General features: G+C 74.1%; 22 protein-coding genes. 13 read left to right on the top strand and 9 right to left on the bottom strand.

Going from position 1 to position 24,418, the window contains the following annotated elements; genetic code table 11:
• Positions 1–35: 35 nt before the first annotated feature.
• Together ACFYMO_RS28345 and ACFYMO_RS28350 are read right to left on the bottom strand one after the other, a co-directional pair.
• Entirely contained in the window at positions 36–1,325 is a 1,290-nt protein-coding gene (locus ACFYMO_RS28345) for a CHAD domain-containing protein (protein ID WP_366771839.1), read from the bottom strand.
• Between the two features lie 147 nt (positions 1,326–1,472).
• A complete protein-coding gene (locus tag ACFYMO_RS28350; RefSeq protein WP_366771838.1) occupies positions 1,473–3,731 on the bottom strand; it encodes an RNA degradosome polyphosphate kinase in 2,259 nt (752 codons plus the stop codon).
• 228 nt (positions 3,732–3,959) lie between these two features.
• Between ACFYMO_RS28350 and ACFYMO_RS28355 the strand changes: the two genes are divergently transcribed.
• On the top strand, positions 3,960–5,885 hold the full coding sequence (locus ACFYMO_RS28355; protein WP_366771837.1) for a helix-turn-helix domain-containing protein: 1,926 nt from the start codon (positions 3,960–3,962) through the stop codon (positions 5,883–5,885).
• A 391-nt stretch (positions 5,886–6,276) separates the two neighbouring features.
• Positions 6,277–6,792: a hypothetical protein gene (locus tag ACFYMO_RS28360; protein WP_366771836.1), complete on the top strand. Its 516-nt coding sequence runs from the start codon at positions 6,277–6,279 to the stop codon at positions 6,790–6,792.
• A gap of 223 nt (positions 6,793–7,015) precedes the next feature.
• Here the strand turns inward: ACFYMO_RS28360 and mshD are convergent, their stop codons facing one another.
• The 6 genes from mshD to ACFYMO_RS28390 all read right to left on the bottom strand — a co-directional run bounded on the left by mshD (position 7,016) and on the right by ACFYMO_RS28390 (position 13,766).
• Positions 7,016–7,915 (bottom strand): mycothiol synthase, encoded by a 900-nt coding sequence (gene mshD / locus ACFYMO_RS28365; RefSeq protein WP_366771835.1) that lies wholly within the window; start codon positions 7,913–7,915, stop codon positions 7,016–7,018.
• Between the two features lie 66 nt (positions 7,916–7,981).
• Complete coding sequence (locus tag ACFYMO_RS28370) at positions 7,982–9,517, bottom strand: ATP-binding protein (protein ID WP_388549957.1); 1,536 nt, start codon at positions 9,515–9,517, stop codon at positions 7,982–7,984.
• The gene (locus ACFYMO_RS28375; protein ID WP_366771834.1) at positions 9,514–10,404 is read right to left on the bottom strand and encodes a response regulator transcription factor; all 891 of its coding nucleotides are present in this window, start codon (positions 10,402–10,404) and stop codon (positions 9,514–9,516) included. The genes ACFYMO_RS28370 and ACFYMO_RS28375 overlap by 4 nt, the downstream gene beginning before the upstream one ends.
• A complete protein-coding gene (locus ACFYMO_RS28380) occupies positions 10,401–11,630 on the bottom strand; it encodes a S1C family serine protease (RefSeq protein WP_388549960.1) in 1,230 nt (409 codons plus the stop codon). The genes ACFYMO_RS28375 and ACFYMO_RS28380 overlap by 4 nt, the downstream gene beginning before the upstream one ends.
• A gap of 96 nt (positions 11,631–11,726) precedes the next feature.
• Positions 11,727–12,776, bottom strand: coding sequence for a LacI family DNA-binding transcriptional regulator (locus ACFYMO_RS28385; RefSeq protein ID WP_366771832.1), 1,050 nt, complete (start codon positions 12,774–12,776; stop codon positions 11,727–11,729).
• Between the two features lie 207 nt (positions 12,777–12,983).
• A complete protein-coding gene (locus ACFYMO_RS28390) occupies positions 12,984–13,766 on the bottom strand; it encodes a response regulator transcription factor (RefSeq protein ID WP_075003223.1) in 783 nt (260 codons plus the stop codon).
• Between the two features lie 302 nt (positions 13,767–14,068).
• Between ACFYMO_RS28390 and ACFYMO_RS28395 the strand changes: the two genes are divergently transcribed.
• The 11 genes from ACFYMO_RS28395 to ACFYMO_RS28445 all read left to right on the top strand — a co-directional run bounded on the left by ACFYMO_RS28395 (position 14,069) and on the right by ACFYMO_RS28445 (position 23,802).
• Positions 14,069–15,160, top strand: coding sequence for an alpha/beta hydrolase (locus ACFYMO_RS28395; protein ID WP_366771830.1), 1,092 nt, complete (start codon positions 14,069–14,071; stop codon positions 15,158–15,160).
• 14 nt (positions 15,161–15,174) lie between these two features.
• A complete protein-coding gene (locus tag ACFYMO_RS28400; RefSeq protein WP_366771829.1) occupies positions 15,175–15,441 on the top strand; it encodes a MoaD/ThiS family protein in 267 nt (88 codons plus the stop codon).
• The gene (locus ACFYMO_RS28405) at positions 15,438–16,961 is read left to right on the top strand and encodes a hypothetical protein (RefSeq protein WP_388549966.1); all 1,524 of its coding nucleotides are present in this window, start codon (positions 15,438–15,440) and stop codon (positions 16,959–16,961) included. Before ACFYMO_RS28400 ends, ACFYMO_RS28405 begins: the two co-directional genes overlap by 4 nt.
• A gap of 136 nt (positions 16,962–17,097) precedes the next feature.
• The gene (locus ACFYMO_RS28410; RefSeq protein WP_366771826.1) at positions 17,098–17,814 is read left to right on the top strand and encodes a DUF2993 domain-containing protein; all 717 of its coding nucleotides are present in this window, start codon (positions 17,098–17,100) and stop codon (positions 17,812–17,814) included.
• A gap of 557 nt (positions 17,815–18,371) precedes the next feature.
• Entirely contained in the window at positions 18,372–19,208 is an 837-nt protein-coding gene (locus ACFYMO_RS28415) for a sulfurtransferase (RefSeq protein WP_366771824.1), read from the top strand.
• Positions 19,209–19,238: 30 nt separating this feature from the next.
• Positions 19,239–19,526, top strand: a complete 288-nt coding sequence (locus ACFYMO_RS28420) for a DUF1416 domain-containing protein (protein ID WP_075003218.1) — start codon at positions 19,239–19,241, stop codon at positions 19,524–19,526.
• Between the two features lie 103 nt (positions 19,527–19,629).
• The gene (locus tag ACFYMO_RS28425; RefSeq protein ID WP_019355238.1) at positions 19,630–19,995 is read left to right on the top strand and encodes a DsrE family protein; all 366 of its coding nucleotides are present in this window, start codon (positions 19,630–19,632) and stop codon (positions 19,993–19,995) included.
• A gap of 263 nt (positions 19,996–20,258) precedes the next feature.
• Entirely contained in the window at positions 20,259–20,837 is a 579-nt protein-coding gene (locus ACFYMO_RS28430; RefSeq protein ID WP_366771823.1) for an FABP family protein, read from the top strand.
• Positions 20,838–21,413: 576 nt separating this feature from the next.
• Positions 21,414–22,223, top strand: a complete 810-nt coding sequence (locus ACFYMO_RS28435; RefSeq protein ID WP_366771822.1) for an LAETG motif-containing sortase-dependent surface protein — start codon at positions 21,414–21,416, stop codon at positions 22,221–22,223.
• Between the two features lie 77 nt (positions 22,224–22,300).
• Complete coding sequence (locus ACFYMO_RS28440; protein WP_366771821.1) at positions 22,301–22,756, top strand: transcriptional repressor; 456 nt, start codon at positions 22,301–22,303, stop codon at positions 22,754–22,756.
• 32 nt (positions 22,757–22,788) lie between these two features.
• Entirely contained in the window at positions 22,789–23,802 is a 1,014-nt protein-coding gene (locus tag ACFYMO_RS28445; protein WP_388549973.1) for a YgfZ/GcvT domain-containing protein, read from the top strand.
• A 96-nt stretch (positions 23,803–23,898) separates the two neighbouring features.
• Here the strand turns inward: ACFYMO_RS28445 and dtd are convergent, their stop codons facing one another.
• Positions 23,899–24,324 carry a D-aminoacyl-tRNA deacylase gene (gene dtd, locus ACFYMO_RS28450; RefSeq protein WP_366771819.1) on the bottom strand — a complete coding sequence of 142 codons (426 nt, stop codon included), beginning with the start codon at positions 24,322–24,324 and terminating at the stop codon, positions 23,899–23,901.
• Between the last annotated feature and the right edge of the window lie 94 nt (positions 24,325–24,418).

Consider the following 24,418-nt stretch of genomic DNA (forward strand, 5'->3'; position numbering starts at 1 on the left):
CGACTCGCCCCGGTCAAGCGCCCCGGACAACCGCCTCAGGAAGGGGCGCCCTCCGAGTGGGCGCGGGTCCAGTGGCGGCCGAAGGTGAAGCGGGCGGCCTCCACCTCGTGGCGCTGGTCGGCGTGCAGGACACCGAGCGCGTAGGCGGTGGCGGGCGCGATGCGGGGGGTCGCGGCGGCGGAGGCGGCAGCGGCGGCTGCGGCGGCGGCAGCGTGGTGCCGTTCCAGGGCCTCGCCCGCCGGGCGGAGCCGCGGGTCGGGCACCGCGTGCGGCCCCAGCACCTCCTGCGCGTAGCGGTGCACCCGCAGCAGCACCCGGACATGGTCCCAGGCCGCGTCCTGCCGTGCCTCGGTGCCCAGCGAACGGGAGAGACCGTCGGCGTTGTACGGGGCTCCGGCGCGGGAGAGCGGAAGCGCCGCGACGGCCTCGTCGAGCCGGCGGCGCGCCTGCTCGGCCTGCGGCGCGAGCACCGCCGCGGGCCTGCCGGCGTCGCCGCCCGGGCGGAACGGTGTCTCGGAGGCCAGCAGCGCCACCGCGTCGGCGACGGCGTGGAACCGGGCCGAGCCCAGCGCCTGGAGCGCGGCCGAGTGGGCGCGGGTGCGGGCCAGGGTCAGCTGGCGCTCCAGCAGGGCCCCGGCGCGGGCCGCTCCCACCGGCAGGGCACCCCGCTCGCGGGTGGCCGCGGCGCCCCCGGCGGACCGCCGCCCGCCGCCCGGGGCGCCGGGAGACCGGCCGCCGGCCTCTGCGGCTGCCGGGCCGATGCCCTCGCCGCTGCCTGCCGTGCCGCTCGCCAGCCGGTGCAGGGCGCCCGACAGCCGCTCCAGCCGGTCCGCGCAGGCGTACTCGCGGGCCACCACCCCGGCCAGCCAGCTCAGTTCGGTGCGCAGGTCGTCGGCCCAGACCGGGTCGAGCAGCGCACGGTAGGTGACGAGCACTCCGTTCATCCGGCGGGCGGCGGAGCGCAGGGCGCCGACGGACGCGGCGGCGCGGGCGGGGTCCGCCGCACCGGCCGGCCCGCCGGGGCCGGCTCCGGCGCCTCCCGTACCGGCGCCGGTGCCCGGGGCGTGGTCGCGCAGCCCGCGGAGGAACTCCGCGGCGCGCTCCTGGAGGTAGCCGCCCAGCACCTCGGCGACCGTCCCCGCGGGCGGCGCCACCGGACCCGCGGGCCCGGGGACCGTCCCCGCGGGCGCGGCCGCCCTCGGGGCCGCCTCCGGCGCCCGGTCCACGGCCGGATCTGCCGCCGTCCCCGCGGGCGTCCCGGCGGGCCGCGGGGGCTCCCGCGTACCGCGCCCGGACTCGACGACCACGTCCCGGCTCCGCCCCATCACGTCCCCTTCCGCACACCGCGCACGTTGTGAAGACCGGCCCGACCCGGCCCACCGGACCCGCCGGCCGCCCCGCACGTGTGTGCCCGTGCGCACCCGCGTCGCTGCATCGCCCTCAGTCCCCCAACCGCCGCGCGGCGCCGCGCGTCACGTCCCGGCCGGACCGCGTTTCCGCCGCCGCCCCTCGATCTGCATTTCCTGCACGTTCGGCAGCCGCTGCCCGCCTTCCTCCCCGGCGGCCCGCGCGTGCCGCGTCCACGCCCCGTCCGGTCCCAGGTGCCAGGAGTCCGTGGCGTCGGACATGCCGGTGGCCAGCAGCCGGTCGAGCGAGGCGCGGTGCGCGGGATCGGTGACCCGCACCAGCGCCTCGATCCGCCGGTCGAGGTTGCGGTGCATCATGTCGGCGCTGCCCAGCCACACTTCCGGCTCGCCGCCGTTCCGGAAGGAGAACACCCGCGAGTGCTCCAGGAACCGTCCCAGCACGCTGCGCACCCGGATGTTCTCGCTCAGCTCCGGTACGCCGGGCCGCAGCGCGCAGATGCCGCGCACCCACACGTCCACCGGGACGCCCGCGGCCGAGGCGCGGTAGAGGGCGTCGCACACCGTCTCGTCGACGATGGAGTTGACCTTGATGCGGATGGCGGCCTCGCGCCCGGCCCGGTGGTGCTCGATCTCCCGCTGGATCCGTGCGACGAGTCCGTCCCGCAGGGAGCGCGGCGCGACCAGCAGCCGGCGGTAGGTCTCCCGCCGCGAGTAGCCCGACAGCCGGTTGAACAGGTCGGACAGGTCCGCGCCCACCTCCTGGTCGGCGGTCAGCAGCCCCAGGTCCTCGTACAGTCTGGCCGTCTTGGGGTGGTAGTTGCCGGTGCCCACGTGCGCGTACCGGCGCAGCACCTCGCCCTCCTGGCGCACCACCAGCGACAGCTTGCAGTGGGTCTTCAGCCCGACCAGCCCGTAGACGACGTGGCACCCCGCCTCCTCCAGCTTGCGGGCCCACTTGATGTTGGCCTGCTCGTCGAAGCGCGCCTTGAGCTCTACCAGGACGAGCACCTGCTTGCCGGACTCGGCGGCGTCGATGAGCGCGTCCACGATCGGCGAGTCGCCCGAGGTGCGGTACAGCGTCTGCTTGATGGCCAGCACGTCCGGATCGGCGGCGGCCTGTTCCAGGAACGCCTGCACGGAGGTGGAGAACGAGTCGTAGGGGTGGTGCAGCAGTACGTCGCGGCGGCGCAGCGCGGCGAAGACGTCGGGCGCCGAGGCGGATTCGACCTCCGCGAGGTCCCGGTGGGTGCCGGCCACGAACTTCGGATACTTCAGCTCCGGCCGGTCCATGGCGGCGACGATCCCGGACAGTCCCGTCAGGTCGAGCGGCCCGGGCAGCGGGACGACCTCCGACTCGCCGACCTTCAGCTCCCGGATGAGCAGGTCCAGGACGTAGGGGTCGATGGACTCCTCGACCTCCAGGCGCACCGGCGGGCCGAACCGGCGCCGCATCAGCTCCTTCTCCAGGGCCTGCAGGAGGTTCTCCGCGTCGTCCTCCTCGACCTCCAGGTCCTCGTTGCGCGTCACCCGGAACATGTGGTGCGCGAGCACCTCCATCCCCGGGAACAGTTCCTCCAGGTGCGCGGCGATCACGTCCTCCAGCGGGACGTAGCGCTGCGGCGAGGCCTCCAGGAACCGCGGCAGCAGCGGCGGCACCTTCACCCGCGCGAAGTGGTTGTGTCCGCTGACGGGGTTGCGGACGACCACCGCCAGGTTGAGCGACAGCCCCGAGATGTAGGGGAAGGGGTGGGCCGGGTCGACGGCCAGCGGGGTGAGCACGGGGTAGATCTGCTGCCGGAAGAGGGTCAGGAGCCGGGCCTGCTCCTTGTCCGTGAGTTCCGCCCAGCGCAGCAGGTGCAGCCCCTCGGCGGCCAGTGCGGGGGCGATGTCCTGCTGGTAGCAGGCGGCGTGCCGCTCCATGAGCTGCTGCGAACGCTCCCAGATGCCCTCCAGCACCTCGCGCGGCTTGAGCCCCGCCGCGCTGCGGGTGGCCACGCCGGTCGCGATCCGGCGCTTGAGGCCCGCGACGCGGACCATGAAGAACTCGTCCAGGTTCCCGGAGAAGATCGCGAGGAAGTTCGCCCGCTCCAGCAGCGGCGTCTCCGGGTCCTCGGCGAGTTCGAGCACCCGCTCGTTGAAGGCCAGCCAGCTGCGCTCCCGGTCCAGGAAGCGGTCGGCGGGCAGGTCGGTGGCGGACTCGTCGTCCAGCCGGCCTTCGCCGCCCGCGTACACATCCGGGTCGGAGTCGAGGTCGGGGTCCAGGCCCAGGCCGGGTCCGGCGCCCGGGACGCTGCCGGGATCGGTGGGTGAGCTGAGGCGGTGGGCCGCGATCGAGCCGACCGGGGACTGCGGCTGCTGGGTCATACCGCCATTGTCGATGCTCTCTGCGAGGGAGGACCGGGCCATTCCGCGAGGCTCGCACGCGAGTTTGAATCAAGGGTTACGCCGACATGGCATCGCGGGGCGCCCCGGATGACCTGCCGGGGCGGGCGGCCCGCACATTCCTCCGCTCCCGGGCGGTCCGGGGAGCGGCCGCGGCGGTTAGGATCCCCGCACCCCTCACCCGGCCTCTCCCTCCCCTGCGGCTCCATCATGCTGAACCTCCGCCAGCTGACCACCGGCCCCCACCCGGTACTGCGCTCCCCCGACTCCCCCGGCCCACCGGACCGGCCGGACTCCCCCGGCCCGCCGGAACCGGCCGGCACCCCGGCGCCGACGGCCGCGCAGCACATGGACGACGCCGTGCGGTGCGATGCCCGCTGGCGGCTGCCCGCGGACGCGCCCCCGATGCGGGCAGGACTGGCCGTCCTGCCCACCGGCCCGGAGGGGGCGGTGCCGGACTGCGCCGGCCCGGCGCTGCGGGAACTCGCCCGCGCGGGCGTGGCCGCGGTGGTGCTCGCGCCCGCCGCGGCCCCCGCCGGCCGGCAGGCCGCCCGGGCGGCCGGCCTGTCGGCACTCGTCCCGGCAGCGCCCTGGGACGCCGACGAGACCCTGCGCCGCGTCCTGCGGAGACAACTGGCGGTCGAGCGGGAGAACGCCCGCACCACCGCACGGGTGCTGGCCCTCTCCGCGGCCGCGCTGGAGCGGGCGGAGGGGCCGGCGCGACTGCTGCGGGAGGTGGCCGCCGTCACCGGGGGCCCGGTGACCCTGATCGAGCCGGGGGACCCCGAGTGGGACCGGCTGGCCGCCGAGCGGCGCCGGACGCTGGAGGAGGTGCGGTGCGGGAGGATCCGCACGGCGGCCGTGCCCTTCCGGGACCGGGATCTGGTGCTGCACGCGGTCGGAAGAGACCGGCCGCACCGGGTGCTGGCCGCGCTCCGCTCCGGCGGCTGGCCTTCGCACCTGCGGCAGTTGCTGGCACACACGGCGGGGCAGGTGGCACTGCTGGACTGCGCGGTGCGGCACCGCCGGGACCGCGAAGCGCTGCACACCGCCCTGCGGGGCGTGCGGGTGTCCGTGCTGCAGTACCTGATGCTGGGGAACTGGGAGGGCGCCGTGCGGGTCGCCGAACCGCTGGCCCGGCTGGGTGCCGCCGAGTACGGCGTCGGCGAAGTCCTGGCCGCAGCGCGCGGAGTGGTGGCCGTGGTGCAGCGCGCACCGGAGGAGGACCGCACGCGGACCGCCGCGGCCTGCGAGCAGGCGGTGGGCGACGGAGGGCTGGTCGTCCTGTGTCCGGCCGATCCGCGGCACGTCATCGTGGTGCTTCCGCAGGACCCGGACGGCAGCACCCCGGTGGCCCTGCTGCGCCCGGTCGTGGAGCAGCGGCCCGGACGTCTCGCCGGGGTCTCGGGGCCCCGGCCCTGGTCGCAGACCGCCCTGGCCTACGAGGCCGCGGTACGGGCGCTGACGGCCGCGCGGAACGACCCGGAGGGCATCGTCCGGGACGCCGGGGCCTCCTCCCTCCTGGCGTCGCTGTCCCCGCGGGCACGGGTGTGGGCCCACCAGGTCTGCGTCGGGCTGCGGAAGCTCACCGAGGAGCAGCGCTCCCAGGCGGTACCGACCGCCCGCCGCGCGCTGTCCTACGGGGCGCTGCGCGCCGGCCGGCTGCTCGGCGTCGACCGCACCACGGCCAACAAGCGGCTCCGGCTGGTGCTGGAGGCGATGGGGCTCGACCACCGGCAGGTCGCGCACCGCGCGGTGGCCGACCTCGCCTTCCAGCTCGCCGACCTGCCGGTCCCGCCGGACCTCGCACCGCAGGCAGCCCCGGAACTGCGGGCGCTGCTGCGGGAGTCGCCGGTGGTGGACCGGGCGACGCGCGAGCTGACGGTGCTGGAGCAGGCGGACGACCCGCGGCTGCTGGCCACCTGGCTCGCGCACAACTGCCACGCGAGCGCGACGGCCGCCGCGCTGGGCATGCACCGGAACACCCTCGCGGCCCGGCTCTCGGCGCTGGGCGCGCTGCTGCGGCTGCCGCTGGGCGAGCAGGGAGCCGCCCCGCACCAGGTACTGATGCTGTTGGTGGCCGCCGGGCAGCTCCCGGTGACCGCGGTGCCGGATCCGGCGGGGCCCGGGCGCTGATCCGCCGGTCCGTGCACCCGGGCGCCGGCCGGCGAACCGGAACGGGCGCCTCATATGCACAGCCGGCCGCCTCGGATGCATACGGCGCGGTGGCGGCCGGTGTGCCTACGATCCCGACGTCCGACCGCACCGGCGGGGGAAGCGACGAACGGGCGGGCGAATATTCGCCTCTCTCCGGGCTTGCCGCGTGCCGCTCGCACGAGCGGCACCTTCGGACGGTCGCCGGGCGATTGGGGACCGCCACCGCGCGGAAGCCCGGTGCCGGACCGGCTCGCCCTGAAGCCCGGCACGCCGTCTTCCCGCCCCGGACCCGCACCCAGGTGCCGGACCGGGGCGCGGTCGGCTCGTACCAGCGAAACCGCACCCCGTGCGGAGAACGAGGAGTCACCGAATGCGCACCCTTCTGCGCCGGGCCACGGTCGCCGCGACCTGCCTCGGCACCGTCGCCGGCGCGGCCGTCGTGATGGCGCCCCCGGCAATGGCGGCGTCCTGCAACACGACCACCAAGTCCGTGGACGACCGCGGGTACACCGGCCCGTGGCCGGACAACTGGATCGTGAAGTCGACCATGTGCTCCTACCGGTCCGGCGGCTACATCTACAGCTACGCCAAGCTGAGCTGGGACATGCCCGACGCCCACGGGAGCGCGCCGTATCTGACCTTCGACGCCGCGAAGTTCCGGGTCTACCTCAAGAAGAGCGTCGCCGGCGCACCGGACCCGATCCGCGCCTACCGCGACTTCGGTATCGAAGGCCGGATGGAGAGCGGCGACGGTTCCTACACCACCCCGACCTTCCGGCACGCCGTCTCCCGCTACGCGCTCGGTGACGGTGCCTGGAAGCTGAACTGGAACAACGACGGCGACGGCTACGTCCACTACTCCGTCACCGCCTCACCCCGGGTCTGACGACCCGAGCGGCTCCGCCGCGCCCCTCGGTCCTCGCGGGCCGGGCGACGCGGCCGCCGAGGCCGCTCCGCAGTCTCCCTCCCCCGCCCGCGGCGACGGTGTCTCCCCACCGCGGCGGTGCCGGGGGAGGGCCCGCAACGGGGGAGGGCCGGAGGACGTGCGTCCTCCGGCCCTCTGGGCGGGCCCGGTGTCCGGCCGCGGCGCGGAACCCGGCACCCGGCCGTCAGGTCTCGGTGCGGTACATCAGGTCCGTCTCGTGGGTGCGGAAGCCGAGCCCCTCGTAGACGCGTACCGCGGCTTCGTTGTCGGCGTCGACGTAGAGCATGGCGGTCGGCAGACCCCGCTCGTCGGCCAGATACCGCAGACCGATGGTGGTGAGGGCCTTGCCGAGGCCGCCGCCCTGCTCGCCGGGGTCGACACCGAGGACGTAGACCTCGCCCAGTTCCTCCGCCGAGTGCACCTTCGTCCAGTGGAAGCCGACCGGCTTCCCGTCCCGCTCGGCGAGGAAGAAGCCGACCGGGTCGAACCAGGGCTCGGCCTTCCGGTCGTCGAGATCGCGCTGGGTGAGGGTGCCCTGCTCGGGATGGTGCGCGAACGCGGCGGCGTTCAGCGCCAGCCAGGCCGCGTCGTCCTCGCCGGGCCGGAAGGCCCGTACGGTCACCCCGTCCGGCAGCACCGGATCGGGCAGCTCCAGCCCGGCCAGCGAACGCCTCAGCTGGCGCAGTTCGCGGAAGAGGGTCATCCCCAGGCTCTGCGCCAGGTGCCGCGCCGCGGGATGGCCGCCGTGCGCCCAGACCCGCAGCCGCCGCCGGGACTGGTCCAGCAGGGCCTGCCCCAGCCGCCGGCCGTAGCCGTTGCCGCGGCGCGTGGGTGCGACGACGAGCTCCCCGGCCGGCGCCTCCACCGGGTCGGTGTCCTCCAACTGCGCGTAGCCGGACAGCGCGCCGTCGCCGGCGCGCAGCAGCAGATGGCGCACGCCCGGGCGGGAGCCGCCGCGTAGCTGCAGCCTGCCCTGTTCGGAGACGGCGGGCTGGCCGTCCTCCCGCGCCGCGGCGTCGATCAGCGCCTGGACCTCCCGCACGTCGTCCGCGGACACCTCGTCCACAACATCCACGTCACTCATGGGGACGACCCTACGGCGGAACGCGCGGCAGTGGACCGCCCGTCGCTCCGCCGACCGCGGACACGTTCAGCGGGGCGGCTCGGACGGCGGCGGGGCGGGGGCGCCGGGCAGCCGCAGGACCGCCTCGGTTCCCGGGCCGCCGTCCGCGGGGCGCCGGAGCCGCACGTCGCCGCCGCTCTGCCGCGCCGTGCGGGCCACGATCGACAGCCCGAGGCCGGAACCGGGCAGGCTGCGCGCCGAGGGGGAGCGCCAGAAGCGGTCGAAGACGTGCGGGATCTCCTCGGCCGGGACACCGGGCCCCTGGTCGCGGACGGTCAGCACCCCGTCCCGCAGCACGACGTGCACGCTGCCGCCCTCCGGGCTGAACTTGAGCGCGTTGTCCAGCAGGTTGACCACCGAACGCTCCAGCGCCGCCGCGTCGGCCCGGACGTACCAGGGGGCGAGGTCGGTCGTCAGCGTCAGCCGCGGCCCCCGCGGCCGGGCCCGCTGCACGGCGCGCTCCACGATCTCGTGCAGCCCGACCACCGCGGCCCGGGGCGCGGTACCGGAACCGCCCGGTCCGCCGGGGGCGTTCGGGCCGCCCGGCTCCGGGGCCTCCCCCTCGGCGGCGTGCGGCACCGCCTGCGGGCGGGAGAGCTCCTGGAGGTCGCCGATCAGCTCGGCCAGCTCGGCCATCTGCGCCTGCACCGAGGAGAGCAGTTCCCTGCGGTCCTCCTCGGGCAGCGCCCGCCCGGTCTCCTCGCTGCGGACCAGCAGGTCGATGTTGGTGCGCAGCGAGGTGAGCGGGGTGCGCAGTTCGTGCCCCGCGTCGGCGATGAGCTGCTGCTGGAGCTCGCGTGAGGAGGCCAGCGCTTCGGTCATGGCGTTGAAGGACCGGGACAGCCGGGCGATCTCGTCGTGCCCGTCGACCGGGATGCGCACCGCCAGGTCCTCGGTGCGGGCGATGTGCTCCACGGCACCGGTGAGCCGGTCCACGGGCCGCAGCCCGGCGCGGGCCAGCGCGACACCGGCGCCGGCCGCGCCCAGCACGCCCGCACCGCCGACCAGGGTGAGGATCAGTGCGAGCTTGCGCAGCGACTCCTGGAGCTCGGCCATCGGCCGTGCCACCGACACCGCCAGCCCGGTGCCCGCGACCGGCGTGGTGCGGACCCGGTACTCGGTGCCGTCCGCGGCTCGGGCCGTGTGCAGCGTCTCGCCGTGCCGCCGCTCGGCCACCCGCACATCGGCGTCGGTGACGTCCAGCTTTCTGCCGACGATCACGCAGTTCCCGCCGGAGGGGTCCACCACCTGCACGGTGGCGCCGAAGGGGTTGGGCGCCGGCTGGTCGGGCGGGGTGCACTGGCCGGACTGCACCCGGTCGACGACGGCACCGGGCGCCACGGAGCTCTCCCGCAGCGAATCGTCCAGCGAGTTGAGCAACTGGGCGCGCACCAGGAACCAGCAGGCCAGCGCGCACGCGGCGACCGCCAGCGCCACCGTCGTCGCGGCCAGCAGCGCCAGCCGGCCGCGCAGCGGCATCGCGACCGCGCGGGCGCCGCGACGCCGCAGCCGGAAGAGGGCGGTGCGCAGGCCGCTCCCCGTGTGGTCGGAGCCGAGGCTCACGTGTCGTCCCGCAGCACATAGCCCACACCGCGCACCGTGTGCACCAGCCGCGGTTCGCCGCCCGCCTCGGTCTTGCGCCGCAGATACATCACGTACACGTCCAGCGAGTTGGACGAGGGCTCGAAGTCGAAGCCCCAGACCGCTTTGAGGATCTGCTCCCGGGTGAGCACCTGCCGCGGGTGGGCGAGGAACATCTCCAGCAGCGTGTACTCGGTGCGGGTCAGCTCCACCGGCCGCCCGCCCCGGGTCACCTCGCGGGTGAGCAGGTCCATCCGCAGATCGGCGAAGGCCAGGGTATCCGGCTCCTCGGCGGCCTCGGCCTGCGCCTGGGCGCGCGCGTAGGAGCTGCGCCGCAGCAGCGCCCGGACGCGGGCGAGGAGTTCGTCCAGTTCGAAGGGTTTGACGAGGTAGTCGTCGGCGCCCGCGTCCAGCCCGGTGACGCGGTCGCCGACGGTGTCGCGCGCGGTCAGCATCAGCACCGGCACCCGCTGCCCGGCGGCCCGCAGCCGGCGGGCAGCGGTGAGCCCGTCCATGCGGGGCATCAGCACGTCGAGGACGACGAGGTCCGGCTGGTGCTCGGCCACCTTCTCCAGGGCCTCGGCACCGTCGGCGGCGAGCTGGGTCGCGTACCCCTCGAAGCTCAGGCTGCGGCGGAGCGCGTCCCGGACCGCGGGCTCGTCGTCGACGACGAGCACGGTCTGCTTCCCGGCGGCGTTCCCGGTGCCGTTCCCGGACGCGGGGGCCGACGGAGCGGGCTCCGGCCCCGAGGACGACTGAGGCGGCGGAGGCGACGGGGACGGCTGGGGCGGCGGAGGCGTGGTGTCGGAGGGCATGGCTCCCAGCTTGGCACCGTCCCGGCCGCCCAGCAGGTCACGCAGCGCCCTCACGCACCCCCCTGCCGCAGCGCGTCCAGGTCCTTCTTCACGTCGTCGACCGGGATGGCGAAGCCCAGACCGACGCTGCCGGCACTGGCCCGGGAGGTCTGGCCCTGCCCCGAACCGGACGAGAAAATGGCCGAGTTGATGCCGATGACCTGGCCGGCCATGTTGAACAACGGACCGCCGGAGTTGCCCGGGTTGAGGGACGCGTCGGTCTGGATGGCCTTGTAGGTGGTCGTCTCGCCCTGGACGCCGCCGTTGTACTGGCCGCCGTCGAACTCGAACGGCCACTCCTGGCCGCCGCTGCCGCCGCCGTTCCGGCCCGGCAGCCCCTGGCGTCCGCCGTCCTCCTTGGGGACCTTCACCTCGCGGTCCTTGGCGGAGACGATGCCGCTGGTCACCGTTCCGGACAGGCCCTCGGGCGAGCCGATGGCGACGACCTGGTCGCCGACGCCCACCGCCCCGGAGTCGCCGAGCTGAGCGGGCTGGAGGTCGTCCTGCCCGGCCACCTTCAGCAGCGCCAGGTCCTTGTCCGCGTCGGTCCCCACGACCTCGGCCTCCGCCGTTCTGCCGCTGTTGAAGGAGACCCGCACGGTGTCGGCGCCGGAGACCACATGGTTGTTGGTGATGATCTGACCGTCCTTGGTGATGACGACCCCGGAACCGGTCGACTCCCCCGAACCGCTGGTCGCCTTGATCTCCACCACGCTGTCCTGGACGCTGCGCACCACGTCGGAGACCGCGCCCTTCGCGCTCGCGTTGCTGCCACCGACGGCCGGCGCCGCCGAACTCGTCCCGCCGTGCCCGCCGAGCAGCTGCTCCATGCCGAAGGCGGTCCCGCCGCCGATCACGGCCGCAGCCACGGCGACCGCCGTCAGCAGCGCCGCGGGCTGCCGCATCCGCCGGCGGCGCGGACGCCCGTGCCCGGCCTCGGCGGCCGCACCGTCGGCACCGTCCGCACCGGGCTCCACCGGGCCACTCGCCGCGCCGAGGGCACCCGGCTCCGCGGCGAAGGCAGCGTGGGGCGGCCCGCCCGGGGGCGGCGGTACGGCTCCGAAGGGCGCCGGCGACCGCTGCTCGGGCCGGTACGGATACGGCGGGTGCGGGCTCTGCGGGGGCTGGGTGCCGTGCGCCTCGGAGGTGGCCTGCGGGGGCTGGGTGCCGTGCGGGGGCTCGCCGCCCTGCGGGCCGTGGGTGCCGTGCGGGGTCTGCCGCTCGTAGTTGTCCATGCCCATGAGCGTGCTCCGGCAAGATGAGAGCTCTCTGAGGAGGCGGTGAGAAACCTCCGAGTTCTCGCCCCGCGGGGGCCGTTCGGCCCGCGGGGCCGCGGCTCAGGCCGGATCGCAGCCGCAGGAGCGGCGGATCACCAGTCCGGACGGGAACTGCCGGACGCGGCCCTTGCTGCCGGGGACGCCGCCGTTGCGCGTCCCGGGAATCCGCAGCGAGTCGTCCAGCACCAGATCGACGGCGGCCTTCGCCATCGCCTCGCGGTCCGAGCCGACGGTGGTCAGCGGCGGATCGGTCAGCGCCGCCTCCTTGACGTCGTCGAACCCCACGACGGCCAGTTCGCCGGGCACGTCGATGCCCAGCTCGCGGGCGGCCCGCAGCACCCCGATGGCCTGGTCGTCGGTGGCGCAGAACAGCGCCGTCGGCCGGTCGGGGCGGCGCAGCAGCTCCAGGGAGCGCTGGTAGGTGTCGTACCGGTTGTACGGAGACTGGAAGAGCCGGCCCTCGATGGACCTGCCCGCCTCCCGCATGGCCCGCTCCCACCCCACGACGTGGTCGGTGACCGGGTCGCCGAGCACCGGGGTCTCCTCGACGCCGCCGAGACAGGCCACCGCGTCGTGGCCGTGCTCCAGCAGGTGCCGGACGGCCAACTGGGCGCCGCCCACGTCGTCGAGGACGACGGCGACATCGTCGATGGCCTCGGGCCGTCGGTGCATCAGCACGACGCGCGAGTCCCACGCGTCGATCTCCGCGGCCGCGTGCTCGCTGGGACCGGAGCTGATGAGGATGAGGCCCGAGACCCGCATACCGAGGAAGGCGCGCAGATAGTGCACCTCACGCTCGTCCAGATAGTCCGAGTTGCCCACCAGGACCATCTTTCCGCGCTCGGCCGCCGCGCGTTCCACGGCGTGCGACATCTCCGCGAAGAACGGCTGGCGGGCGTCCGGGACGATCAGCCCTATGAGGTCCGTGCGCCGCGACGCCATGGCCTGGGCCACCCGGTCGGGCCGGTACCCCAACTCCTTGATGGCGGCGAGCACCCGCTCCCGGGTCGCCGGGGCGACCGGCCGGGGACCGTTGTTGATCACATAGCTGACAACGGCTGTCGAGGTCCCCGCCACTCTCGCCACGTCGTCCCGCGTCACCTTGGCCACGCCGAGAGTCTACGCGGGATGAGTCGCCCCGCTCCGCTCCCGTCGCGGCCCTTCGCCCCAGGCCGCGGCGCAGGGCTCCCGGCACCGCGGCCGACGGCTCCGGAAGCACGCTCCCGGGCCCGGCCGGAGGGCTCGATAACGGCCTCTTGACCGTACCGGTCCCTCCGGCCGTACCGCTTCCTGCGGCGGCCCCGGTCCCTCCGGCGGTCAGTCGCCGCTGCGCCGGGACGAGGAGGCCGCCTCGCGGGTCACGCGCTCCGCCGCGTCCGCGACGGACCCGGCGCCGGAGGCGGGCTCGGCGGCGGGCGGGCCCTCCGCCTTCTCCGGCGAGACGAAGCGGTACCCGACGTTGCGGACCGTCCCGATCAGGGCCTCGTGCTCCGGCCCCAGCTTGGCGCGCAGCCGCCGGACATGGACGTCGACGGTGCGGGTGCCGCCGAAGTAGTCGTAGCCCCACACCTCCTGGAGGAGCTGGGCGCGGGTGAACACCCGGCCCGGATGCTGGGCGAGGAACTTCAGCAGCTCGAACTCCTTGAAGGTCAGGTCCAGGACCCGGCCCTTCAGCTTCGCGCTGTAGGTCGCCTCGTCGACCGACAGATCCCCGTTGCGGATCTCCATCGGGCTGTCGTCCGCGGTGAGCTGGCGGCGGCCGGTCGCCAGCCGCAGCCGGGCCTCCACCTCGGCGGGTCCCGCGGTCTCCAGCAGCACGTCGTCCACGCCCCACTCGGCCGTGACGGCGGCGAGCCCGCCCTCCGTCACGATCAGCATCAGCGGGCAGCCGGGTCCGGTGGAGCGCAGCAGCTGGCACAGGGAGCGCACCTGCGGCAGGTCGCGCCGGCCGTCGACGAGGATCACGTCGGCGGACGGCGCGTCCACCAGCGCGGGCCCCTCGGCGGGGGCGACGCGCACGTTGTGCAGGAGGAGCCCCAGAGCGGGCAGCACCTCCGAAGAGGGCTGGAGTGCGTTGGTGAGGAGCAGCAGTGAACTCATGCGGTGACGCCCTCCCTCGGTGCGAGGGCCCACGTGGGACGTGGTCGGTGCGCTTTCGAACGGCCTCGGTTCCGGTCTCGGTTCTGCACGGTTCGCTTGCCCATGACGTCGATTTCCCTCCTGGCGCCCTGCGCCGGGGGCGCCACCCGGGCCGGTGCCCGGGGGAATATGGCGGCACTGCTTCGTACGGCACTGCCCGAGGGCCGGGCCGCGGGCCTGTCCCACCGGCCACGACCCCCAGAAAGCACAAAAGGACCCGGGGGCGACGCTGCCCGGATCCTGCTTGCCAGCAGAATACCCGCATGAGAGTCGGAACGGCATGTGACATCGCTCGCGCCCCCCGCAAGGGTGTTACGCAGCGTACTGACACGACGGCGGTGCGGAAGGAGTTGCGGACCGCCGACGGGGTCCGGATCGAGGCCCGCTACGAGCCGTACGCGGGTCCGGCCACCGGCTCCGGAACCGCCGGGGACCCGGGCGCGATCGTGCTGGCGCACGGCTTCACCGGCGCCCTGGACCGGCCCGCGGTGCGCCGCGCGGCGACCGCGTTCACCGCGCACGCGGCCGTGGTGACCTTCTCCTTCCGGGGGCACGGCCGGTCCGGCGGGCGCTCGACCGTGGGGGACCGGGAAGTGCTCGACCTGGCCGCCGCGGTGGCATGGGCACGCGCACGGGGGCACCGCACGGTGGCGACAGTCGGCTTCTCGATGGGCGGTTCGGTCGTGCTGCGGCACGCGGCCCTGTACCGCACGGAGTACGGACACGGTCACGCAGAGTCAATTTTCGATTCTGTGGTGCACAGGGGGCGCACGGACGGGCGCACGGCCGACCCGGCAGGCCCGTCGGCGGCCGCCGACGCCGCGGCGGCCGCCCACTCTTCCGCCCACGCGGACGCCGTGGTGGCCGTCAGCGCGCCCGCCCGCTGGTACTACCGGGGTACGGCACCGATGCGGCGGCTGCACTGGGCGATCCAACACCCGCTCGGCCGGCTCGTCTCCCGCTACGGGCTCCGCACCCGCGTCCACCACCGGGACTGGGACCCCGTTCCGCTCCCGCCCGTCGCCGCCGTCCCGCGGATCGCCCCGGTCCCGCTGCTGGTCGTGCACGGCGACCAGGACCCGTACTTCCCCGTCGACCACCCGCTCTCGCTCGCCGAGGCAGCCGGTCCACAAGCCTGCGAACTGTGGCTGCGGCCCGGTTTCGGACACGCCGAGAACGCCGCGGACGCCGCGCTGTTGGACCGGATCGGCAGTTGGGCGGCCACCCGGCTGCACGCACCCGCCGCGAGGCCGCATCATGGGAGCCGCGACCCACACGCCCCGCGGGCCGCCGGAAGCACGCCGGGACACGCCCCGGGACCGGCACCGGACGCCACCGAGGGCACGGACGGCTGAGAGGGACCCCAACCATGGCCAGCGGCACGATCCGCTACTGGGCGGCGGCGAAGGCCGCGGCAGGCACCGCCGAGGAACCGTACGAGGCCGGCACCCTCGCGGACGCGCTCCGCAGCGCCCGCGAGACGCACGCCGGGCGGCCCGAGTTCGCCCGCGTCCTGCTGCGCTGCTCCTTCCTGGTCGACGGCGACCCGGTCGGCACCCGCACCCATGACGCCGTCCGCCTCAGCGAAGGCGGCACCGTCGAGGTCCTCCCCCCGTTCGCGGGAGGCGCCCGATGAGCGACGGCCGCCCCGAGAAGCCCTACGGCGGTATGTACGACGCGTACGGCCGGCCCGTGCCGCCCGACCCGTCCCACCCGCTGCCCCCGCACCCGCCCCAGCCGGACGCCGCGCCGCCGCACGCCGCCGGACCCGGGTACGGCGGACCCGCACCGCACACCCAGGACCCGCACGCCCAGGACCCGTACGGGACGGGGTCGTACGGGAGCGATCCGTACGGGACCGATCCCTACGCCTCGGGGCCGTACGGTCCGGACGCGTACGCCCAGGAGGCGTCCCCCCAGGTCCCGTACGGCCAACAGGCCCCGTACGGGGCGACGTACCCGCCTCCGTACGGGCAGACCCACGGGCAGCCGTACCAGCAGCCCCACGGACCCGTGTACGAGCCGTCCCACGGGGCGGCGTACGACGTCTCCCACGACGTGACCTACGAGGTGACCCGGATCGACGGGCCGCAGCCCGGCGGCGCGTCGGCCTCCGCCGCGCCGCCTACCGCGCCCGGACGCACCGGGGCGCTCCCGCACGGGACCCCGTCGGCCCACCAGCCCCTGCCCGCCTCCTCGGGACCGCTCCGGCCCGGAGGGGCCGGGCGGCCCCTGCCACCGGAAAGCCACACAGAGCACCAGCCGATGCCACAGCACCAGCCCCAGCCCGGGCCGCAGCCGGCCCCGCAGGCCGCTCCGCACGCCCACGCCACCCGGACCGCCCCGCATCCGCCCCCGGCCCGGCAGGCACCGGCGGACCCGCAGACCACGGCAGCCCCCGCGGGCACCGGCGGCGCACGGCAGCGGACCGGCTCCCCGATCATCGCGCCGGGGCTGAGGCCCGCCGCCGTCACCACGGCCCTCGCGGCGCTGCTGGCGGCCACCGCACCACTGGGGCACGGGGCGCTCGCGGGCGCACTCGTGCTGCTCCAGGCGCTGACGGCGGCCGGCTGGTACCGGCTCAACGGAATGTGGCCCGCCCGGCAGGGCATCGCGCTGGCGTTCGTGGCCGGGCTGACGGCCGACGCCGGGCTGCTGCTGACCGACGGCGGAGCGGCGCCGACGGTGCTGCTCGGTGCGGCGGGTGTGTGGTGCGTCCTGTCCCTGGTGCTGCAGTTGCGCAACAACTCCAGCCCCGACGAACGCCTCTACGCGCTCACCGCGGGCTTCGCCGCGATCGGACTGACGGTGCTGGCCGCCGGGCTGCTCCCGGCCGAGGCCGACGCGGTGACGCTGGGAGCCGCCGCGGTCGCGGTGGCGGCGCTGGCCCGCGCCGTACCGCTGCCCGGCCCGGTGTCGGTGCCGCTCGCGCTGGTGGCCGCGGCGGCCGCCGGGGCCGCGGCAGGCCGGCTGACCGGCGTGGATCCGGTCCCGGCGGCGCTCATCGGCCTGGGCGCGGGGGTGTGTGCGGTGCTGGGGCTGCGGGTGGCCAGCTACGACTGGCCGTCCCGGTTCGTCCATATGACCGCGGGCGTCGCCCTCCCGCTGACCCTGGCCGTGCCTGCCGTCCAGCTGCTGGGCCGCACGCTGCTCTGACGACGCCCCACGACGGATACCCCCGCAACGGAAGCCCCACTGCCCCCCTGCGTCCCACTCGTCTCCCCACCAGCAGCGCCACGAAGCGGGTTACGCTCGCAGCCAGCACGCCGACTCATGGGGGGATACGGAGACCATGCGCGCACTCCGCACAGGGCTAGTGATCCTGGTGATACTCACCGGGCTCTTCGTGGCGGCCGACCGCGTCGCGGTGAACCTCGCCGAGGACAAGGTGGCCGAGAAGCTGAAGGGCCAGCTCGGCTCCGCGTCGTCCGGCGACCCCTCCGTCTCCATCGAGGGCTTCCCCTTTCTGACCCAGGTCGCCGGCAAGCAACTGGACAAGGTGAAGGTCGACGTCGAGGGCGTCACCGCCACGGCGAACGACCGCCAGGTGCGGCTGAGCAGGATCACCATGGAAGCCCTCGACGTGAAGCTGTCGAACAACTTCAGCACGGCGGTCGCCGACCGGGCCACCGGCACCGTGCACCTGTCCTACGCGGACCTGTCCAAGGCGGCGGACGACGGGGTGCGCGTCAGCTACGGCGGCAAGAGCACCTCCGGCAAGGACCAGGTGAAGGTCACCGCCGGCATCGTCCTCCCGGTGGTGGGCCGCACCATCGAGCGCAGCGTCTACAGCACCGTCAGCGTGACCGGCGGCGACACGGTGCGACTGCACGCCGACGAGGTGCCCGGCTCCAAGGTGCCCGGCGTCGAGGACGCGATCCGCAAGAAGATCGACTTCGACCGCAGGATCGACCGGCTCCCCGACGGCCTCCGGCTGGAGAAGGTGGAGGCGACCAAGAGCGGCGTCGACGTCTCCATGGCGGGCACCGACGTCCGGCTGGCCGGCTGACCCGGGAACCCGGGTCCGGACCCCGCCCTTCGCGGCACCGGACCGGCTCGGCGTCCGGCTGCCCTTGAAGGCGAGATCATCAATCCCGCCATCCGAGACGGGCGGGGGCACGTCCCCCGCACCCACTCGCCCGGCACCGCCCGCCGGCCCAGACCTCCGGGCCTCCCATCCCGCCATGCGGACAAAAACATCTCACGATGCGGATCGGCGGTGACAGAGCCCCGTCGTCGTCCTTACGATCGAGCGCATGAAGCGACAGGCGGACCTCACGAAGCGCCGGGCAGTGGACCTGTGCCGCATCGCCGCCATGCTCTGTCGCGGCTCCCGCTGACCCGCTGACCGTCCGCACGTCCCGCCGGGGCCGAGGCGCCCTGCCCGCTCGGCGCCCCGCCGCCCACCCGCACACGTGCCGCAGCGCAGCCCCGCGTACGTCCCACCGCGCACCGTCGCGCACGCCCGCACCCCGCCGTGCGCCCGATCCGTGTCCGCGAGCCGCCGCGTACGCGCACCTGTTCGCACCCTCCGCCGCATCCACCCACCTCCCGAGGAGAGACAGCATGAGCCGCAGCGACGTTCTGGTCGACGCCGACTGGGCAGAGGCCCACATCGACGACCCGAAGGTGGTGCTCGTCGAGGTCGACGAGGACACCTCGGCCTACGACAAGAACCACATCAGGAACGCCATCCGCATCGACTGGAAGCAGGACCTCCAGGACCCGGTGCGCCGCGACTTCGTGGACCAGGAGGGCTTCGAGAAGCTCCTGTCCGCCAAGGGCATCGCGAACGACGACACCGTCGTGCTCTACGGCGGCAACAACAACTGGTTCGCCTCCTACGCCTACTGGTACTTCAAGCTCTACGGCCACCAGGACGTCAAGCTCCTCGACGGCGGCCGCAAGAAGTGGGAGCTGGACTCCCGCGACCTGGTCGCCGAGGTGCCCGAGCGTCCGGCCACCGACTACAAGGCCAAGCCGCAGGACACCGCCATCCGCGCCTTCCGCGACGAGGTCGTCGAGGCGATCGGCACCAAGAACCTGGTGGACGTGCGCTCCCCCGACGAGTTCAGCGGCAAGCTGCTCGCCCCCGCGCACCTGCCGCAGGAACAGTCCCAGCGCCCCGGCCACGTGCCCAGCGCCCGCAACATCCCCTGGTCGAAGTCGGCCAACGACGACGGCACCTTCAAGTCCGACGAGCAGCTCAAGGAGCTGTACCAGGCCGAGGGCGTCGACCTGGGCAAGGACACCATCGCCTACTGCCGCATCGGTGAGCGCTCCGCGCACACCTGGTTCGTCCTGCACGAGCTGCTGGGCCAGCAGAACGTCAAGAACTACGACGGCTCCTGGACCGAGTACGGCTCGCTCGTCGGCGTGCCCGTCGAGCTCGGCTCCAACTGACCCGACCCCTCGAAAGAACGGAACTCCCTCATGTGCGGAGCACAGGCAGGCGGGCCCGACGCCGCCACCATCAAGCCGGGCGAGACCACGATCCAGGGCAGCGTGACCCGCGGCGGCGAGCCCGTCACCGGGTACGTGCGGCTGCTGGACGCCACCGGCGAGTTCACCGCGGAGGTCCCCACCTCCGCCACCGGCCAGTTCCGCTTCTACGCCGCGGAAGGCACCTGGACGCTCCGCGCACTGGTGCCCGGCGGCACCGCGGACCGCACGGTCGTCGCCCAGGACGGCGGGCTGGCCGAGGTCACCATCGCGGTCTGAGCCGCGCGGGGGCTCCGCCGGGTCCGGCGCCGGCGTGCCGGGCGCCCCGGCCCCGGCACGATGCCGGGGCCAGGACCGGGCGGAGCCCCCATATGCTGGCCGTATGGCACACCGGAAGCTCGTCATCAAGGTCACCGCGGGCGCCGACGCGCCCGAGCGGTGCTCGCAGGCGTTCACCGTCGCCTCCGTCGCGGCGGCGAGCGGCACCGAGGTCAGCCTCTGGCTGACCGGCGAATCCGCCTGGTTCGCCCTCCCGGGCCGCGCGGCGGAGTTCGAGCTGCCGCACGCGGCGCCGTTGCCCGACCTCATGGCCGCGATCCAGGCGAGCGGCAGGATCACGCTGTGCACCCAGTGCGCGGCACGCCGTGACATCGAGGAGAAGGACGTCCTCGAAGGCGTCCGCATCGCGGGCGCCCAGCTCTTCGTGAGCGAGATCATGGCCGAGGACGTCCAGGCCCTCGTCTACTGAGCGCGCCCCCTCGCCCCTCGAACGCCCCCCTCGTCCGCCGGGCAGCCCCCTCGGGAGGTCCGCCTCCGCCGCGGCGATTAGACTCGGAAGGTCACCGAACACCGCGCAAGGAGAGCCACCCGTGCTTGAGGCATTCTTCACCGCCCTGATGGTCCTGGTCTGCGTCGGCACCGTGGCCTTCGCCGGGCTGACCTTCAAGAAGCTCTACCAGGGCCAGCGCTGACCGCTCGCACGCCCGCCACTCTTAGGGATCGACCAGTTCCATGATCGAGATTCCGTCCGACCTCCACCCGGACCTCGTGCCCCTCGCCTTCCTGCTCGGCAACTGGACCGGTGCCGGTGTGGCCGCCCTCGACGCCCAGGAGGGCGAGGAGGAGCAGAAGTGCAACTTCGGGCAGGAAGTCACCTTCACCCACGACGGCCGTGACTTCCTGGAGTACATCTCGCACTCCTGGGAGCTCGACGCGGAGGGCCGGAAGGTCCGCCCGCTGGAGACCGAGACGGGCTACTGGCGCATCGACGCGGACCGCAAGGTCGAGGTCGTCATGATCCGCGACCAGGGCATCGCCGAGGTCTGGTACGGCGAACTGGCCGAGAAGAAGCCGCAGATCGACCTGGCGACCGACGCCGTGGCCCGCACGGCGGCCGCCGGCGAGTACAGCGGTGGCAAGCGGCTGTACGGCTACGTCAACAGCGACCTGATGTGGGTGGGCGAGAAGGCCACGCCCGAGGTGCCGCTGCGGCCCTACATGTCCGCGCACCTGAAGAAGGTCGTGGACCCCAAGGAGTGGGCCAAGGACGTCGTGGACCTGCCCGACGACGGCATCGCCTTCTTCCGCTGAGGACTCCGCCGAGGACCGGACTTCCCGCCTCCGCCGGGGACGCCCGCTCCGGGTATTCCGCCGGGGACGCTCCCTCCGCCGAGGAGCGTCCCCGTTCGCCGTTCCGAACCGTCCCGCCTCCCGCGGCGCGCCGCCGCCCGCCTCCCTCGCGCCGGGCGCCGTCTTCCTGGCGCGGACCGCTGCCCTGCTCCCCGGACGTCGTCTCCCTCGCGCGGCGGGGGCCGTTCCCCCCGTTCGACGGCTGCTGCCGCCGCGTTCGGCGGCAGCGGCGGCCTGCCCGCGGCACACGTCTCGGAGATGTCACGATTGTGAAAGCTGTGGAATAGCGCGATTCCGCCCACCGGTTCGGGAACTCTCCCCCGGCACCCTGGTCGAGGCGAATCCACTGGTCACGGCGAGACCCCTACAGCGCGGGTCACCGAAATCACTCCCGGTAGGCAACCTAATGCGTGCCCTTGAGTGATAAGAATGGCGTTAATCCATTCACCGGCACGAGCGCCGGTGGGGCCGCTGTGGCGCGCTCTCGCGCCCTCTTGCCCCGGCGCTCGACCGCCCAACGGGGAAAAGGCTTCTTCTGTGAATCGTTCTCGCATAACCTCCGCCGCCGCCACCGTCGCGCTGCTCGGCGGCCTGGCCACCACGCAGCTGGCCACCGCGGCGAGCGCCTTCGCGTACGACAGCGGCGCCGAGCTGAACGTCGGCCTGACGTCCGGGATTCTCTACGACAAGAATTCCGGCAAGGTGATGGGCGACGGCATCGGCGGCAACTTCGGCAACCACGGCCCCGAGGCCACCAAGGCCACCGTCACGGTGACCGCCGTCAAGAACGTCACCTTCACCGGCAAGCCGAAGCTGGACAAGGGCACCGTGAAGTCCTGGAGCGCCAAGAAGATCGTCATCGTGGCCAAGCTGGCCGCGGACGGCGACGCGCTGGAGAACATGGACCTTCCCGCCACCCTCTCCGGCAAGAAGCAGACGCTGCGCGCCGAGATCAAGGGTGACAAGCCCGACCCGGACACCAGCAACAACCGCCTCACGCGCACCTACAGCGTGGACGCCACCAAGCCCAAGCCGACCGACAAGCCCACCGACAAGCCCACCGAGGAGCCCTCGGACAAGCCCACCGACAAGCCCACCGAGGAGCCCTCGGACAAGCCCACCGAGAAGCCCACCGCCAAGCCGTCGAAGCCCGGCGACGACGCGTCGGACGCCAACACCCCGGCGCCCGCGGGCGGCTCCGACAAGGGCAACGGCGGCGGGGGCGACCTCGCCGAGACCGGCAGCAGCTCCAACACGCCGCTGCTCGTCGGCGGTGCGGGCGCCCTCGTCGTGATCGGCGGCGCGGCGGTCTTCATGGCCAAGCGCAAGAAGGCCGGCCAGAACTGATCCCTTCCTTCTTCCGATGACGCGGGTCCGGGTGCCACGGGGGCACCCGGGCCCGTCCCGCTTCTACACTGGACCACGTGGCTACCACCGACTGGCAGAGCGATCTCAGAGCGCGCGGATACCGGCTCACTCCGCAGCGTCAGCTCGTGCTGGAGGCCGTGGACAAGCTGGAGCACTCCACGCCGGACGACATCCTCGCGGAGGTCCGCCGCACGGCCGGCAGCGTCAACATCTCGACGGTCTACCGCACCCTGGAGCTCCTGGAGGAGCTGGGCCTGGTCTCCCACGCCCACCTCGGCCACGGCGCGCCCACCTACCACCTCGCCGACCGGCACCACCACATGCACCTGGTCTGCCGGGACTGCACCGAGGTGATCGAGGCGGACCTGTCGGTCGCCGAGCCGTTCGCCACCACCCTGCGGGAGCGGTTCGGCTTCGAGACGGACATGAAGCACTTCGCGATCTTCGGGCAGTGCGCGAAGTGCGGCGAGAGCGCCGACACCGACCGGGCCGGCAGCGCGGGCAACATCTGAGCACCCGCCGCAGCCCGTCGTAGGCTGGGCGTATGTCCTCCAGCAGTTCACGCGGCAGCGCCGCAGCTCCCACTCCCAGCCCGCTGCTGAACCTGCCCGGCGGGGTCGCGGCCGAAGCCCCCGACGAGGGAGTCGCCGCCCACTACGGCGACCTGTTCAAGGAGCAGCGCGCCCTCGCCGACGGCACCGGATTCGTGGATCTCTCGCACCGCGGCGTGGTCACCGTCTCCGGAGAGGACCGGCTCTCCTGGCTGCACCTGCTGCTCACCCAGCACGTCGAACAGCTCCCGCCCGGCCGGGCGACCGAAGCGCTGATCCTCTCCGCCAACGGCCACATCGAGCAGGCGCTGGAGCTGGTCGACGACGGGACGACGGTGTGGATGAGCACCGAACCGGGCAAACAGGGCGAACTGCTGAGCTATCTGGAGAGCATGCGGTTCTTCTACCGCGTCGAGATCGCCGACCGCACCTCCGAGGTCGCCGTCGTCCACCTGCCCGCGGGCTCCATCGCCGACGCGCCCGACCGCGCCCTGGCCATCCGGGAGACGCCGCACGGGCGGGACCTGTTCCTGCCCCGCGGCGAGCTGGCCGGCTTCGCCGCCACACACGGGCCGGCCGTCGGGGTGCTGGCCCACGAGGCGCTGCGGGTCGAGGCGCGGCGGCCCCGTCTCGGCATGGAGACCGACCACCGGACCATCCCGCACGAGGTGGGCTGGATCGGCTCGGCGGTGCATCTGGAGAAGGGGTGCTACCGCGGGCAGGAGACCGTCGCACGGGTCCACAACCTGGGGAAGCCGCCGCGGCGGCTGGTCTTCCTGCACCTGGACGGCAGCGAGGTGCGGCTGCCGGTGCACGGCGACGCGGTCCGGCTCGCCGCCGAGGGCCTGGAGGGACGGCAGATCGGGTTCGTCACCACTTCGGCGCGCCACCACGAGCTGGGGCCGATCGCGCTCGCCCTCGTCAAGCGCAACGTCTCTCCCGGCGCCGAACTGGTCGTCGGCCCCGACGCCACCGCCGCCGCGCAGGAAGTCGTCGTCGCCCCGTAGGCCGCCCGGCAGGCAGCTCCCCGGCCGGGCGGCAGCAGACACCCGGCCGGGCCGATCCCCGCCTCAGACCTCCGGTAGGTGCACCGGTCTCCGGTCTCAGACCTCCAGGAGCAGGGTGAAGGGGCCGTCGTTGGTCAGCGAGACCTTCATGTCGGCCCCGAAGGCACCCGTGGCGACGGTGGCACCCAGCGCCCGCAGCCGCTCGACCACCTCGTCGACCAGGGGTTCGGCGACGTCTCCGGGCGCCGCCGCGTTCCACGTCGGCCGCCTCCCCTTCCGCGCGTCACCGTGGAGAGTGAACTGGCTGATCACCAGCAGCGGCGCTCCGGTGTCCGAACACGACTTCTCCTCGTGCAGAATCCGCACGGTCCACAGTTTCCGCGCGAGCCGGGCCGCCTTCTCCGAGGTGTCGTCGTGCGTGACTCCGACCAGCACGCACAGGCCCTCACCCGCTATCTCCCCGACCGTCGCGCCGTCCACCGCGACGCTCGCACCGTCCACCCGCTGCACCACTGCTCGCATGCCGCCATGATGCCGTGCCGCCGTCCGGCCCGAGCACGCGGCCGCAAGCCTCCGGGGGAGATCGGTGCGAACAGGGGACACGGAGTGGCACGAT

Source organism: Streptomyces sp. NPDC007025 (genome assembly GCF_042869455.1).
Classification (GTDB): Bacteria; Actinomycetota; Actinomycetes; order Streptomycetales; family Streptomycetaceae; genus Streptomyces.